Here is a 14,930-nt window from a genome sequence, read left to right on the forward strand (position 1 = left end):
TTGTCGCGCCAACTCCGTCGTGGCGGAGCCGATGCGAAAACCTCTGAACACTGTTGCCACGAGGTTAATTTCCTTGTCACATCAGGAAGAACATGCCTTTAATGTCGATGTGTTCCCTTAGGGTGCTCGGCTAAAACAAAAGCTTATGTTCGACGCAGAGATAACAGGAAACGCTCTGGTGCTGACACTGCCTAGAGCAATTTTTCCGTCTCTGTCTTGATGGATTCAAGGGAAACGGCGTCTCCCGTCAAACGCGCCACGCATTCACCGTCCTTGTAGAACAGGATGGTGGGCACGGCCATGACGCGCAGGCTGATGACAAGGCGGCGGTTTTCCGCCACGTTGAGTTTGCAGAATTTTACCTTGCCGTCATACTCTGCGGCCAGCTTTTCCACATCGGGCATGAGGGCAAGGCAGGGGCCGCACTGCGGACCCCACAGGTCCACCACGCAGGGCATGGAGCTTTGCTGTACCTCGGCTTCATAATTTTCCTTGTCGACAATAATCATTATGCACCTCGCTTTTCTTGCGTATGTTGAAACTTTGTCGATAAGGGCGGGCCGGGGCCTGTGCTGGACAACCCGGCAAGGTCGGCCCGCCTGTCGGAGGATTACATGTACCCGGCGGCTGTCAGGATTTCACGGGCCTTCTCAAGATTGGCCGCGGCCAGCTTGACCACAGGCCCGGTGCAGCCCATAGCCGCCTCGGCGTATATTTTTTCCTTCCACAAGCAGCATACCGCCTGTTCAAGGTCCAGCACGTCAACACCGTGAATTTCCTCGTCCGTGGGTTCAGCAGGCGGAGCCTGCACTTCAGCCATCGGGGTCGCCCCGGCCTTTTCAAAGGCAGCCAGTTCTTCGTCCAGTCCGGCGGCTTTGGCCCGGCGCAGCTCCTCAGCCACCACAGCGGGCAGGTTGCTGCGCACGGCAGCGGCTGTGTACGCCAGGGCGTTGGCAATGACCGGAGCGCCCGAAGCGCGGGATATGATGCTCACCACCCGGTTCCAGCCTTCGCCCACCGAGGGGCCGTAGCCCCAGCCTGTGGTTTCATAGGCTCCACCAGAGGTAAACGCGCCAAAGAGCTTCATAAGCACGTTACCCGTGAGCGTATCCATAACGCACACGTCCACAGCGCCGCGTAAAAGGTCATTGCCTCGCAGCAACGAGCCTCCGTCGCCCCTGACGCTCTGTCCAAAACGAAGTTCATAGCCGCGTTCTGCCATACGGTTCAGCGCTCGCAGCACCTGCGGAGCCGCGTCTACATTGAGCACGCCCAGCGAGGGCGACGTAAGCCCCATAGCCTTGGCCACAGCCATGCCCAGAACAGCGTTGCGCAGCAGCGCCTGTTGCCTCTGGGACGCGCTCATGCCTGTGGTGCAGGCTACAAACATGGCCTTGCCCAGAGCAGGGGTCAGGATGCGGCCTACTGTGGTCACTCCCAGGGGGAAGGGATAGTGCAGGGCCACAGCACCCTGAATGCGTCCCTCTTCCATGGCTTTTTCCATACCTGCGGCCAATTCGCCGCCGTCGCAGCCCGTTTCAATCCAGTCCATGCCTGCAGGTATAAGTCCCGCAGGCCGTGGGCCAACTCCGACCACAGTCAAAGAAGCGTCTTCTTTCATGGCCGTAGCGGCAGCCGAAAGAAATTCGGTATCAGAATGCTCGCCGCCAGCAGCCATGAGGCCGATGCGGCACGGTTCGCGCCCGCTACGCGCCCGCGTCACCAGATCCTCAAGAGCCTTGCCAAGGATGGCGCGCTTGTTGTCTTGACTAGCCATATGCCTGCCTCCTACTGACCCTTTTGCAGGTTGGCCGCCATATCGCCCAACGCTGTCAGCAGCATTTCGGTCACATCCTGCTGGCTGACGCTCTGCACCTTTGCCGCGCCTGCCCCCGGAGCTTCCATAATAAATGAAGCGCCGTCGGCAAGGTTGGTCAGGCGGCCCAAGAAAAGGCTGCCCTTGCCTATAATCATTGCACGCTTGATGCGGCCTTCCTTAATGGCTTCAATGGCGTGGCCCACATAGGGCACGCCGGAAGGAATGTGCCCCTGAATAGGAGCAAAACCGGGCATGCCGCGCTCTGCCACAAACTTGGGAATATCCCCGCGCTCAATCTGGCCCTTCATAACGGCCAGGGCGGCAATCATTTTGTAGTTGGCCTCTGGCACGTTGCCAGCGCCTGCGGGCAGGGTTACTTCAGCGTTGTGCAGTTCAGGCGCGTACTTGTCTACATCTGTAAGTTTCAGGCCCACGCTGGCCAAAGGATCGAAAGTGATGGCCGTCGTGATGGCCTGAGGCGAAGCACCCGCGCCCACCGTGTGTTTGCCGATGCCGTCCAGCCGCATGACAGGGGTCTGGCCGTCATCAGGAGTCAGCAGCAGGGCAAAACTGCCGATGCAGTTTTCAAGCGGCACAACGCCCTTTTTGATATGGTCCCGCGCGTTCATGTAAAGCTTGGGCACCGAACCGCCGCTGACCACAACCACATTGGGCCGCACGCCGCTGGCAACCATGCTGGCAGAGGTGATGAGGGCCGCCACGGGCCCAGCGCAGAAACCGCGCACGTCAAAGCCGCTGGCATTAACGCATTCGGCGATTTCAGCCAGAGCCTTGGCCATATTGCCGCCGCCGCGCTGCATGGCGTCGCCCACGGCTTCTTCAGAGCATTCCACTACAAAATCCACGTCCGTCGGGGCCATGCCGGCATTTTTGATGAGATGCAGCAGAGCCAGCACACCGCTTGCCTTGCTGGCCATATTCTCCAGCATGACGCCTGCTTCGAGATTTTCATCAGTATCGTGTGCCCGGCGGCAGCAGCCCACAAGCTTGCCCTCGATATAGAGGGGCAGGGCGTGGTGCTTTTCAATAACTTCAAGCAGTTCGGCCTCGGGCCTTCCTTTTTCCAGCCGGGCCAACTGTTTTTCGCCCATGACCGGGTTCTGGGCCAGCTTCACGGCTACAGCTGCCGCAAACTTTTTTTCCAGCCATATGAGGTCGAAGACGTCGCATATATCCATAAGCCCGATGAATTCGTCCTCGGGCATGATTTCACCAAACTTTCCGAAGCGCTGCGTCTCGCCCAGATTGTCAATCCAGGGAGCAGGGGCCTTTTCCAGCTCTTCCAGACTCATGCTGCCCACATAGGTTTTATTGGGCGCATAGGCAGCGGCCTGTTCCCAGGTTTGTGCGTGCTTGGGAAGTTCACGCAAAAATTCGGAGTCAGGCTTGGTCTTGCGTTCCTGAGCGGGAGTGCCCCCATAATGCAGGGCCAGCTCCGGCGCAAAATTCAGGCAGTACGCGGCAGCCTTGATGCCAACAGTCGTCATGATGCTATCCTCCGCGTGCTTAAAATTGCAGGTATGAGTAAGCTGACATGGCAGCCCGCGCACCGTCGCCAGCCGCCGTTACCACCTGACGCAGCGAGGTGTCGCGCACGTCGCCAGCCGCAAAGATGCCCGGGATTGAAGTTTGCAGTTTGGGGTCGGTAATAATCCAGCCAGCGGCGTCTGTTTGCAGCAGATCGTGCAGGAACTCGGCATTGGGCAATGTGCCGATAAAGATGAACACGCCGTTCAGTTCGATGTTACGCAGCTCATTGGTCTTCACATTGCGCACCACAATCTTTTCCACCATATCGCTGCCTTCAATGGATTCCAGCACGCTGTCCATAACGGGCACGATCTTGGGATTGGCCAGGGCGTGCTCTACCACCAGCTTGTCGGCGCGGAATTCATCACGGCGGTGAATAAGGTAAACCTTGGAAGCAAAGCCCGTGAGATAGCAGGCTTCTTCCACGGCGGTGTTGCCCCCGCCTATGACGGCCACTTCAAGGTCTTCAAAAAAAGCGGCATCACACACTGCGCAGTACGAAACGCCCATGCCCGTGTATTTCTTTTCTCCGGGGCAGCCCTGTTTGCGAAAATGAGCCCCGCTGGCCACGACGATGGCCCCGGCGGCAATTTCACTGCCGTCCTTGAGGGTTATTATTTTTTCTCCATCGCGAACTTCGAGCTTCTGCACAGAAACAGAACGAAATTCTGCCTTGAAAAATTCCGCATGGGCGCGAAAGGCGTCGGCCAGCCCCGTGCCTGTTCCGTCGATGATGCCGGGGTAGTTTTCAACCCTGCTGGTCGTCAGGATCTGGCCTCCCGGGCGGCCCTTTTCAAGCACAAGAGTGTCAAGACCGGCGCGCTTGCCGTAGATAGCGGCGGAAAGTCCCGCCGGGCCAGCGCCGATGATGACCAGTTCACGCTTTTCCATAAAAACTCCTTGTCGGGGCAGCCCGTTTGCAGCTGAGGCATGCGTTGAACCACCTGGCAAAATCTGCTGTTCTTTTCCGTCTTCAGGCCCGGCGGCCCGAGGGGCACAACACCCAAGAACCGCCGAAGCCTTACCGGAGGGGATTTAAAATACCGTCTGCCCGTCCACCTTGGTGGTCAGAGCCTTGAACGCCTTAAGCACCAGGTCGCGGCGAAGGTGCTTTTCTTCTGCGGGGGACAGTTCGGGATTGCCCAGGGGGTAGGGGATGGAAACCGTGGGTACGATTCTGTTGGCCCCGATGCTTAAAGAGATGGGAACAATGGTGCACATATGGACTACGGGAACATCAGCGGCTTCTTCAATGGCCTTGGCGAGCGTTGCACCGCAACGCGTGCACGTGCCTCACGTGGATGTGAGGATTACCCCGTCCACATGAGCCGCCTTGAGCTGTGAGCCTATTTCAGTGCCGAACTTGCGGGAGTTGGCCACGGAAGTTCCGTTGCCTACGGTGGTGTAGAACACATTGTAGAGCTTGCCGATCTTGCCTTCCTTTTCCAGATCGCGCAGCACATCAATGGGCAGCACACGGTCGGGGTCCTGGTTGGCGTAAGTTTGGTCGTAGCCGCCGTGTGCGGTCAGATACTTGCCCTTTTCAAGATCGTTAACGCCTTCAATACTGTATGACCCGAAGTTCTGCGCAGACGAAGCGGCGATATGGTCCGGGTTGCCTTCGGGCACGATGCCGCCGGAAGTGACCACGGCGATGGTGGCCTTGCTCAGATCTGCAATGGCCGGACGCGGTTCAACACGGTCAAAGATGGGCATGGCGTATTCAGTCTTGAACTCCTCGCCCTTGATCTTCTTGAGGAGCATGCGCACCGCGCGTTCCGCGCCGGGTTCGGAGTAAAACATGTTCTTGCGGATACCCTTGGGGAATATGCCTTCGGCTTCGGGATCGGCGATCTCTTCGCCGCGCAAAAGCTTGAGCATGGCAGCGGCCATGGCGGGTACGGCCTTGCCCATACCGCGGGCGCTGTCGGAAGTTTCAATGATGGTCACTTCCTTGCGGTACAGGTCCACGCCGGGACTTTCACGGTACATGCCGCTGACCACAGGCAGGCCATGCTGCTTGTTGACAGCCGCGCATACAACGCCGCAAGCAGTGCCGTAGCGGCCAGCGTTAAAGGCCGGGCCAGCAATGACGCCATCGGCCCCAAAGCGCTTTACGGTTTCCACCATCTGGGCGGCCACCTCATCAAGGTGATTGGCGCAGTAGTTGTCACCGCAAATGAACGTTGCCGCTATTTCTGCCTGACCGCCAAACGCCGCCTTGAAAGCCACGCCCGGGCCCACAAGCCCTTCGCGTACTTCAGGTGCTATGTCGGCCTTTTCTTCGCCGCCGATTCCGGCAAAAAACTGATTGATATAGTGTATAAGCTTATATGCCATGATGATCTCCTGCTCCTTGAGCCGGCAGCGCTCCCCTTACAGGGTGCGGCCACCGATGCGGTTGAAGCCCAGTTCATTGGTCGCGCCAAGAATGGCCTGCAATTCCACTTCAAGACTGCCGTCTTCGCGCACAGAGCCGAAGAAGCCGCCAGCAATGGTTTCAGCAGGGGCCAGATCGCCGATGACCTTGCTCATGGGCGGCAGAACGATAAGTTCGTTGGCGTTACCGGCAGTGACGCAGGCATTGCCCTCTGGGCACGAGTCGGCTAGTGACTGGCTGGAGCCGTCGCGTCCGGCGAATTCGTCCGTAATGAGTACGGTTCTGATGCCAGCCTGCTCGGACTTGCGGCAGTTCATGATGAGGTCGGCGTCGGGGTTGCCAAAACCTTCTTCACTGATGACCACGGCCTCGACGCCCAGCATGCGGGCCAGCTTGACTGCATAGGAAGAGCTGCGCTTCTTGTCCGCCAGGGTGACGTTTTCATTGGTAATGATGACACCCACGAAATTGAGGTCCTTACCGTGATGCTCGTAGAGGCTTCTGATCACGGGGTTGTTAAGATGGACGTAGGTACTGTTCTTGTCGCAGGCAGATACGCAGTTGCCCGAAATAATTGCGCCGTCCATAATTTCTGTGGGGCTGATCATGGTGGGCAGGATTCGCTTGGCGTCCACGCCGTAAACCCATGTGTCGTGCAAAAGACCCTGAGATTGCAGCATGTAGATATAAGCCACCTTGGGCAGACCTGGATGGGCGTGCATGGCCTCGCTGAGTGGCGGGAAATCAAAGCTTTCAACTTTGTCGGCCTTGGCGCTCTTGCAAGCTGCGGCCAAATAGTGCGCGGCGCGCAGTCCGGCACGGCGGAAGCAGGCCTCGCACTGGTGCGGTTCCATTTCGGCTACGGCAGACAGGGAAAGGGTAAGGTTGCACGTCTTTGAAAAGGGCGTGTAGTCTGCGCCGGGGCCGGTCATATCCACAATGCCTTCCTGCGGGGCAACCACGCGGCCCGTGGTCAGCACGGCCATGCCGCTCAAAACCAGGGTCTTGCCTTCACCAGTGTTTTCCACGTCGCCAATCCAGCCGGGAAAAACCTCGCCCGGCCCCTCAAGCTTGCAACGCGGTTCAATGGCATCCTTCACTGGCATGATGCGCGTGCTTTCACCGGGATGGGCAGCGTCAATTTCAACTCCGCCAAGGCGTTCGTCCTGCATGAGCAGGGCAGTTAGTTCTTCCTTATTAACAGTAAGCACACCGCCGCTGACGCCTGTGTGTGCACCAAAGATCAGCTTGCTGACTGTGATGCGGTGCAGTTCCAACTTCACGTTACATCTCCTTGTGGTGTGAAAGCACGCCTGGCGCAGGCGCCGGATGCCTTCCATTGAGGTTCAAAAGGCTTTTGATATTACAGCCCAGGCTCTCAATAGTTGCGCGCAGAAGCTCCACGTCCACAAAGGCGCAGTCCCGCAACGCGTCACCGTCAATGCGAATAGGCGCATGGGCGGTAGCGGCGTCGTAACGGGCCTGAGCCTGCTCGATGAGTTCAAGAGATGGGAGGTCCACTGAAGTGGAAGCCCCGGAAGGCGATTGAGCACAAGATGACAGAATCAGTGAGCGGTACGGCATCTGTCGGGGCAGAAAATTGCCGTAAAGAGGATGATTGGCGAGATGCCAACCCTGATGGATTTGATCGCGCGCCGCGCGAACAACGGACGCGGATCAGCCCGAGATGAGCTTGACGCTCAACCCCTCGGGGGTCATCTCCTGAAAGCGGGGATTGTTTGTAATAAGGACGTGAAGCATAAGCGTACCTGCGGTTTAATGGCACGCCCTGTCTCCACAAGTGGATTCAGCAGCACTAAGATGTACGATCCTGTTACCTGAGAGTTTCAGCCTTTCGGCTTTGCCCCTTCGGTGCCTCTGCTCTGGCATTCAGTGCAAAGGACTCTCTCGCACACTTACCACGATTCAAAAATGGACCATTGAGAAAAAAGTGTCAAGCTTGCAAGGATAGAAATTATTTTTCACAATGGCGCTATTGGCTAATTTCCCGTCTAACCAGCGTGTTTATAAGGCAATAAAAAGTATCATTATTGAAAATATTTCTTCAGCTGACCAACTTGCTGTTGCCCATATCCCTTTCTCAAAATATACCTCATAATTCAGATGAAATCTCTATGATATTCGTTGCACAACAGCTCAAAAAATTACAGCAGTAGCAAACTTCAAGGTGACTGCGAGCAACCCTGCGCCGAATTGGGATTCTTACTTAAAATATTGAGATAAAGTGTTTTGAAAGCCGAAAATTCTTCATACTTGCCATCATCATGCGAAGTAAGAAGAAAGTTTTGGTTTGGAACGGAGCTATTAAGCGGGGTATCTGAGGAAGGGCCTTTGCGCCTCTGCGTTGGGCATACGCGATCCCATTCGTGATCCGCCTGATGGGAATAGTCAAAATCGGAAAAGTTGCAGGCCGGAAGGGCGCATTTCAAGCCAGAAAAACAAAAAAAGGATTACAACTATTCAGCTGTAATCCTTAATTTTTTCATGGTGCCGAGGGCGGGACTCGGCAGGCGAATGAAAAGGACTCGAACCAACTGGCTGTATTGCTTGATAAGTTAAAAGAGCAGGGTAGTTATGGTGACTCCAACTTTCCAAGCGACACCTTTACTGGGTCACTCGCTGGGTCACAAGGAGCCGAAATTATGCTTGGCTACACAGGTAATCGCCAATCCCCCTTCCTTTACCTAAAGGGAAGGATTTTCTACTATCGCTATAAACTTCCTAAGCGATTCGCTAGGGGAGGCTCAACGAAGGAAATCCGAATCAGCCTACGAACTGCCTATCAATCCCAGGCAGCGCGTATGGCTGCTTATCTGCATTCCTTGACTACAGAATCTTTGGAGCGTTGGACGATGGGCGAGCATGATGATTTTACAGAAAACATGAAGAGAATTGCTGAACTTCGCAAATTTCTTCAGAATGAATTGGACAAAATCCTTGATGCGCCAGGCAAACGAGATTTACCCCCTTCCGATATTCGTAAACGGCTGAACGGATATTTGAAGTATCAGCTTGACCAAGAAGCAGTATCGCCTGAGCCTCCTGATATCATTGAAATTGAAGATGAGAAGGGCCTCGTCGAACGGGTTGATTTGGCACAAGTAAGTGAAGAGATTGCTGCAAATTTACTTTACAATCTCAATACAGGGGAAAATTTTGATAACGATATTCAGCGGTGTGTATTTGAACTCGTTAAAAGCGGTGTATTCGAAGCTTCAGAAGTCTCTCGTGATAATGTAGATGGACTTACCAGAAGTTTTTTGGCTATGCAGATCAGCCTCGAAAAAATCAGGGCAGCGAGGCTTAAGGGAGATTTTTCATACGAGCAACCCTACCATCAAGCAGAATATACACCATACCCACAAATTGAAATGCCTGCTGAAGAAACAACTCCCTATCTTAGTGAACTGATAGAGAAATACTGTATTATAAAAATTAATGATGGCGCATGGGTCCAGCGCTCTCTTGCCGACCACAAGAACAGAGTTACAAGCCTATTACGGATTATCGGTGATAAACCAATACATTCAATCACTAGAAAAGATATGCGTAACTTTAGAGATACGCTTCAAAAACTTCCTCCGCGCTGGCGCGAGCAGTTAGATAAATCTGAGCTTTCTGTTGAAGATTTTATTGAAAAGCACAAAAATAAAACATCATTAAGTATTAAGAGTATCAATGTAATTGTGGAAGCAGTTTCCGGAATGTTTACTTGGGCTATGCGTGAAAATTTAATTGAGCGCAACCCTGCTCAAGGCCTTGGCATTAAAGACACACAACAGGACATAGAGAAGAGGCTTCCCCTCTCTGATGATGATATAAAGCTGATATTTTTTAATGGGGATTATAAGCCAGGTGCCTTTAAAAATCCCGCTTTTTACTGGGCTCCCTTGATTGCTCTCTATACCGGGATGCGACTTGAAGAAATATGCCAACTTCATTGCGAGGATATCTATGACGAAAATGGCATATTTTTAATTGATATTCGAGAAGATAGTTCTGATGGACTATGTGATAAAATATTAAAAACAAAAAATGCAAAACGAAAAATACCACTGCATGACGATATGATAAAATTGGGACTTATATTATACCGCGATGATGTAATAAAAAATAATCAAATTAGGTTGTTTCCAGCTCTAAATAAAACAGAAAAATCTCCAAAATATGGTAAGCAGGTTGGAAAAGCGTTTGGATTGCTCCTAAAAGAAAAGAGAATTGCTGATGGAAAAAGTTTTCATTCGCTCCGTCACTCCTTCTCAAATTTTTTCAAAATTAGAAATATGCATACAGACATGTTTAGACAGGTGTTTGGACATGAAATTCAAAATCTGGCAGGAAGGCAATATGGTGATAAGTTTTCAATAAAACAAATCTATGAGGAACTTATTTCAAAAATTTCCTTCGAGAAATAGTGGCTCAAGATTTGACGGACACATAGCACTCCTCAGTAGAAAAACATGTACGAAAGGACGGGAAGCGGAGCTGTCCCCACGCTTCCCGTCCTGCAATCAGCCTGCCCTCTACCGGCCTTCGCCTTCAGGCAAGGCCAGCCTTTGCGATTCATTCACGGTATCGCAGCTGACACTTTTCCCGTTTTCCAGTTCCACCGCAACCGCCGCTGCAGTGAATACCCCGGCGATTCCGGCCAGTATGCCGCCTATAAATGCCCACTTACCGTTCATGAATATTCTCCTTTTCAGTTACATAAATGCAGGAGGCGGGTCTGACCTCGCCCCTATGTGCCTGTTAATGGTTAGTCGTCCCAGTTTTCTTTGATGACCTGCAGCACAGCGATGGCAACAGGTATCCATGCCAATGGGTTCATACAACCTCCTTGGGTATCAGCAGCGCGGGATGCGCTGTCGGTTGAAGTTGATAATGGTTAAAACAGGCCGTGCCGGGCTCCAGCGGCAATAGTCCAGTGGTACCATCATGATGCCCATCCTTTCAGCAGAGCGTCCTGAAGCATGTCAAACATGGTGGGGGCCAGGTCAGGCAGATCATTGATGACCCGACTGGTCTGCGGCAGCAGATGGGATATATGTTCATCACGGATGCCAAGCCCATACACCTCAAAACCAAGCTTTTGCGCTACGCCCACGACGTGGGTTGCTGCGTGTGTGCTATCAGGCACACCGTCAGTGATGATGAGAATTATTTTTCGTTGCTCCCTGAGGAACAGCATTGTCTGCATAGCCCACCACAAAGCCGGAGCCAGAGGGGTTCCACCTGAAGCGTTGATGTCAAAGCTGTCCGGCACCTTTTGACCATGCCTCATGATGGGGAATACAGAACTTGTGGAAGCCAGCGCGGGAAAAGCCGTGACCGCAGGATTTACGCCTTTGATATTTTCCAGCGCTTTTGCCACAGCAAAGCACGCCTGCCTTGCCAGAACGATGGGAGCGCCGCTCATACTGCCGCTGACGTCCAGCAGGATATGCACAGCAGTGTTGAGGTCGGTTTGTTCTGCCTCCCTGCAGAAGATACGCGGATTGCCCGTCTGCAGCCGATGGAGCGATCCGGTGTGTAAGGCCCCGCGCCGACCGATGCTACAGCGTTTTTGTGTCCGAGCCTGCAAAAGCCCCTGAAGACGTGTGCGCAAGGCAATGCTGGCCTGAAGGGCTTGCAGTTTCTGCTTTTCCGGTAATGCCCCTGACTGTCGAAACCCTTCAATAGCCACCGTAACCTTCTCAAAGGCCGATTCTGCCTGAAAAAGATTAAGTACCGTTGAAAGAAGCTCACCCAGGTTTTGAGGCAGGTCTTGGGCTTCGGCATGGAATAGGGCTGTAAGCTGGGCTTTGGCCTTGCTTGGGAATATGGGCTGCTGCGTTTGAGATGCACAATCAGACGAAATATCCTGATCTCCTTGCGAGGTAGAATCAGTGTGGTCAGCTCCGTTTCTTCTGGTTTTCTTCTCTTGCTGTTGCGGCTCCCACTGCCGGATGCTCTGGGCCAATTGACGGGCAGAGGCAATGGCTGCAGCCGTGTCCGGGCAATGGATGAAAACCTTGGCCAGAATGGCATCCAGCACTTCTTTCAGGCCGGGGAAGTGCTGGCGTAGCACCTCTGCTGCTACCATGCGTGGAATGTTAACTTCTTCCACATCCCAAGCCCGCACGGTCAACAGCACATAGTCCAAAACAGCAAGGGCCGGGGAATCATCCCCGGCCCTTGGCTGTGCCTGCTCCACAAAGAATCGTCGTATCAACCAGTTTAAGTTGTGTCGGCAGCCAGGGAAAATGCCAGACAGCTTTTTCTCGATGCGCCAATCCTCCAGGCAGTTAAAGAGGTTGAAGGTCACAGGATCAAGGTTGGCGGCTTGTAGCACGCCAAAATCCGTATGCCGGATATGGCCGGATTCATGATCGATAAACGACCTTGCCAATGCCAGCAATTCCGGTTCGCAATCCATCGGCAATGAGGGCAGTTGAATGACCTTGCCGTTAGTGCAGGCTTCATTGCCACCGATACGTACCTGTACCCCGTACTGGTCGCCCAGCACGGACGCCAGCAGGGGCAGACAGTTGAGAACGTCTTTTGTACGTATCATGGCGTCACCACAGGCCTAGGCTGGGAATGGCGGGATGCGGCACAGCCGTTTCCACTGAGAGCGTATCCGGCAGGATGGGCGTGTCATCCGGGTCGCCATCAACATTGCCATCGATTCGGTCATCCCCGCTATCCAGGTCGGAAATACTGTTCGCCCCAGCCAGCAAGGCGTCCAGCACAAAGGCCGGGCCGTAGCCTTCGATAACTTTCTGGGCGTGTGCCACCAGAGCATCACTGTCCTTAAGCAGGCAGACCAGACCTTGCAGAAGCAGCAAGTCTGTGCCGATGATATTGCCCTTCTTGGGTATGCGTAGCAGTGCGGCCTGCACGATATCTGCTACAGGAGCTACATGCGGTTCCACAAACGACAAGCCCGTGAGCTTGGTATGCAGAGTCCGCAGAGGAGAAAGGGCCTTGTGGGTTACTTCCGTCTTGCCGTGGTAAACCCTGCGCCAGATGTCTTCGGCGGATTTGGCCACTTCGCCAAAGAGCGTTCCTCCGAGACCCTGCACCTCTTCTGCCAGACCAGCTTCCAGCACGGCTGTGTTATCTATATGTTGCTCCAGCGGAGACACCTTGTACAACTGCCAGCGAAAATCCATGCGGGCGCGGACATAGTCCGGCCCCACAATGGAGTTGCGTATAATCTCGCCCCATTGATGATGCTTTTCTATCCAGCTTTGCACATTTTGGTCATAGCCTGCCAGAAAGGATTCCTTTTCTTTCTGGAAGTTGTTGCGGATGTTGCAAAGCTCATGCACGATTTCACCGGCTTTTTCTTCAGGAATGGCCCAGCCGGACATGAAGCGCACGCCGTGTCTGTCCAGATAGTTGAAGGCACGGGCCTTGAGTGTGCCGAACACTTTGAGGTTTTCCGGGTCGGCGATGCGTTTGGAACCAAGGGACGCCAGGTCTTCGGGTGGCAGTTCCGCGCCGCCCAGGTCCTCCTGGCTCATCTTGCGTCGGGCTGACCACAGACTGACATTGAGGTTAAGGGCCAGCAAATTGTCCAGAATGCGAATGTCAGAAACAATCGGTGTCATAACAGTCTCCTAAAATGAACTTTTTGTAGTGTTGAGGAAGTAACCTTCCGTGAGCTTTTTGGCTGCGCGGGCTTCAAGCTCCAGCACGGAATTGTTACCCGCACAATTTTCAGCGGAGATAACGTGTTGTTGCCCGGCAGTGTCCGGCTTGCCCCAATGGAGCATGAGGCCTTCAGGTCGGGCTTCGCCGATCCAGAACTTACCGCTCTGTTTCTTGCCGGAAAGGGTATGAACTACCTCCAGATGGACACGGGGCGCTACCGTGGGAGTGTTCCTCAAATGGCTGCGCATGAAGCGCAGGGCTTGCTCACCTTGCAAGGTTTCTGCTTCAGTCGTTTCGGTTTTGAGGGTTTCAGCTTCCACCTGTTGCGCGAACATGCGCTGAGCTAGTTCGTGCAGCATGGCGCGGGTTTCGCGGCTGGCGCGGTAGGCCAGGGCACGGTCGAGGGCATAGGTGACAGGCTGTATGCCCTGGTGGGCCAGAGGCTGGAAGCGCACGGTCAGATCCCCCCAGCGCAGCAGGCTGCGCGTGGAGAAGGTGACTTCTATGGTGTTGGTGAGGTTGCCGGTTGATGCCTCACCCATGAACAGTTTGCGGACTTCATTGGCATAGTCCACCATAGTGGCACAGAGCGTTTCGGGCAGCGAAGAGAAGCGCTGGGACAGCAGCTTTTTCTCCACAGTTGCATCAGGGTAGCCCACTTCGCAGATGGTGAAGCGGTCGAGCCAGGCGAGATTCTGGCGTTGTGTGCCTTGGTACAGGCCCGTGTCATCGCCAGCGCCATTGGTATTGGCCGTGGCCACGAAACGGAACATGGGGTGCGGCTGGATAATTTCACCCCATTTTCTGCAATGCATAGGGGGGAGCCGTCCAAAACGCTGTTCAGGCCAGCGGCTATTTCTGGTGAGGTTAAGTCGATCTCATTAAGCAGCAGAACTGCCCCATACCGCATGGCAAGGGCAAGAGGGCCATATTCAAAGGTCATATTGCCGTCTTTGACCGTCAGATGCCCCACCAGATCGGCGAACTCCAGCCGCCCATGGCCGGTGACCTCAAAGATCGGATAGTTGAGCCTGGCTGCCAGTTGTTTGATGCAACTTGTTTTGCCACAACCTGTGGGGCCGAAGACATAGAGCGGTTCATGTGCCCCCTGTGCCCCTTGAAGATTTACGAACCAGACCACCATGTCGCGGCTCGACTCATGGAAGATATAGTCGTGATCAATTGCCGGGGTGTAGGCCGAAGGAACGGCATAGCCCCTGACCGTGGTGCCAGAGGGCTTGCCGCTGAAAACTTGACCGGCATTAAGGTCGGTGGGCTGAAGAGAGTCAAGTTCAGAAATATTCGTGCCTTTCATTATTGCCTCCAAAAACAGAAAGGCGCACCCTCATGGGTACGCCTTCCTGTAAATTTATTATAATGACTGTTAGTTATGTTTTGAAATATGCCTTAAAAGCTCTGCGGGGGTTGTTATTTGCAGTTCTGGAAATATATGCCGCAGTTCTAATAAGTGTTTATCCCCAGACACTAGAAAAGCGGCATTGGCTGCTTTTGCTAAATGAA

General features: G+C 53.9%; 10 protein-coding genes, 2 pseudogenes and 1 riboswitch. Of the genes and pseudogenes, 1 reads left to right on the plus strand and 11 read right to left on the minus strand.

Annotated features, from left to right (window positions below):
• Positions 1 to 191: 191 nt before the first annotated feature.
• From HNQ38_RS05200 to HNQ38_RS05230, 7 genes and pseudogenes are all read right to left on the minus strand, one after another.
• On the minus strand, positions 192 to 509 hold the full coding sequence (locus HNQ38_RS05200; RefSeq protein WP_183718340.1) for a thioredoxin family protein: 318 nt from the start codon (positions 507 to 509) through the stop codon (positions 192 to 194).
• Between the two features lie 101 nt (positions 510 to 610).
• Positions 611 to 1,777: a glycine/sarcosine/betaine reductase complex component C subunit alpha gene (gene grdD, locus HNQ38_RS05205; RefSeq protein WP_183718341.1), complete on the minus strand. Its 1,167-nt coding sequence runs from the start codon at positions 1,775 to 1,777 to the stop codon at positions 611 to 613.
• A gap of 11 nt (positions 1,778 to 1,788) precedes the next feature.
• A complete protein-coding gene (gene grdC / locus HNQ38_RS05210; protein ID WP_183718342.1) occupies positions 1,789 to 3,327 on the minus strand; it encodes a glycine/sarcosine/betaine reductase complex component C subunit beta in 1,539 nt (512 codons plus the stop codon).
• 19 nt (positions 3,328 to 3,346) lie between these two features.
• Complete coding sequence (gene trxB / locus HNQ38_RS05215; protein WP_183718343.1) at positions 3,347 to 4,261, minus strand: thioredoxin-disulfide reductase; 915 nt, start codon at positions 4,259 to 4,261, stop codon at positions 3,347 to 3,349.
• 144 nt (positions 4,262 to 4,405) lie between these two features.
• The gene (gene grdB, locus HNQ38_RS05220; protein ID WP_183718344.1) at positions 4,406 to 5,710 is read right to left on the minus strand and encodes a glycine reductase complex selenoprotein B; all 1,305 of its coding nucleotides are present in this window, start codon (positions 5,708 to 5,710) and stop codon (positions 4,406 to 4,408) included.
• A gap of 36 nt (positions 5,711 to 5,746) precedes the next feature.
• Positions 5,747 to 7,033, minus strand: a complete 1,287-nt coding sequence (locus tag HNQ38_RS05225) for a glycine/sarcosine/betaine reductase component B subunit (RefSeq protein ID WP_183718345.1) — start codon at positions 7,031 to 7,033, stop codon at positions 5,747 to 5,749.
• 1 nt (position 7,034) lies between these two features.
• Positions 7,035 to 7,409: pseudogene (locus tag HNQ38_RS05230) on the minus strand (GrdX family protein); the annotation flags it as partial.
• Positions 7,410 to 7,566: 157 nt separating this feature from the next.
• A riboswitch (glycine riboswitch) is annotated at positions 7,567 to 7,671 on the minus strand.
• A gap of 742 nt (positions 7,672 to 8,413) precedes the next feature.
• Between HNQ38_RS05230 and HNQ38_RS05235 the strand changes: the two are divergent.
• Complete coding sequence (locus tag HNQ38_RS05235; RefSeq protein WP_183718346.1) at positions 8,414 to 10,186, plus strand: site-specific integrase; 1,773 nt, start codon at positions 8,414 to 8,416, stop codon at positions 10,184 to 10,186.
• Positions 10,187 to 10,294: 108 nt separating this feature from the next.
• On the opposite strand, the gene HNQ38_RS05240 is transcribed toward HNQ38_RS05235, so the two are convergent.
• The 4 genes and pseudogenes from HNQ38_RS05240 to HNQ38_RS14535 all read right to left on the minus strand — a co-directional run.
• Positions 10,295 to 10,456, minus strand: a complete 162-nt coding sequence (locus HNQ38_RS05240; protein WP_183718347.1) for a hypothetical protein — start codon at positions 10,454 to 10,456, stop codon at positions 10,295 to 10,297.
• Positions 10,457 to 10,704: 248 nt separating this feature from the next.
• Positions 10,705 to 12,324, minus strand: a complete 1,620-nt coding sequence (locus tag HNQ38_RS05245) for a cobaltochelatase CobT-related protein (RefSeq protein WP_183718348.1) — start codon at positions 12,322 to 12,324, stop codon at positions 10,705 to 10,707.
• 4 nt (positions 12,325 to 12,328) lie between these two features.
• Positions 12,329 to 13,366 (minus strand): DUF3150 domain-containing protein, encoded by a 1,038-nt coding sequence (locus HNQ38_RS05250; RefSeq protein WP_221277811.1) that lies wholly within the window; start codon positions 13,364 to 13,366, stop codon positions 12,329 to 12,331.
• 366 nt (positions 13,367 to 13,732) lie between these two features.
• Positions 13,733 to 14,724: pseudogene (locus HNQ38_RS14535) on the minus strand (AAA family ATPase); the annotation flags it as partial.
• Positions 14,725 to 14,930: the final 206 nt, after the last annotated feature.

This window comes from Desulfovibrio intestinalis (genome assembly GCF_014202345.1).
Classification (GTDB): Bacteria; Desulfobacterota; Desulfovibrionia; order Desulfovibrionales; family Desulfovibrionaceae; genus Desulfovibrio; species Desulfovibrio intestinalis.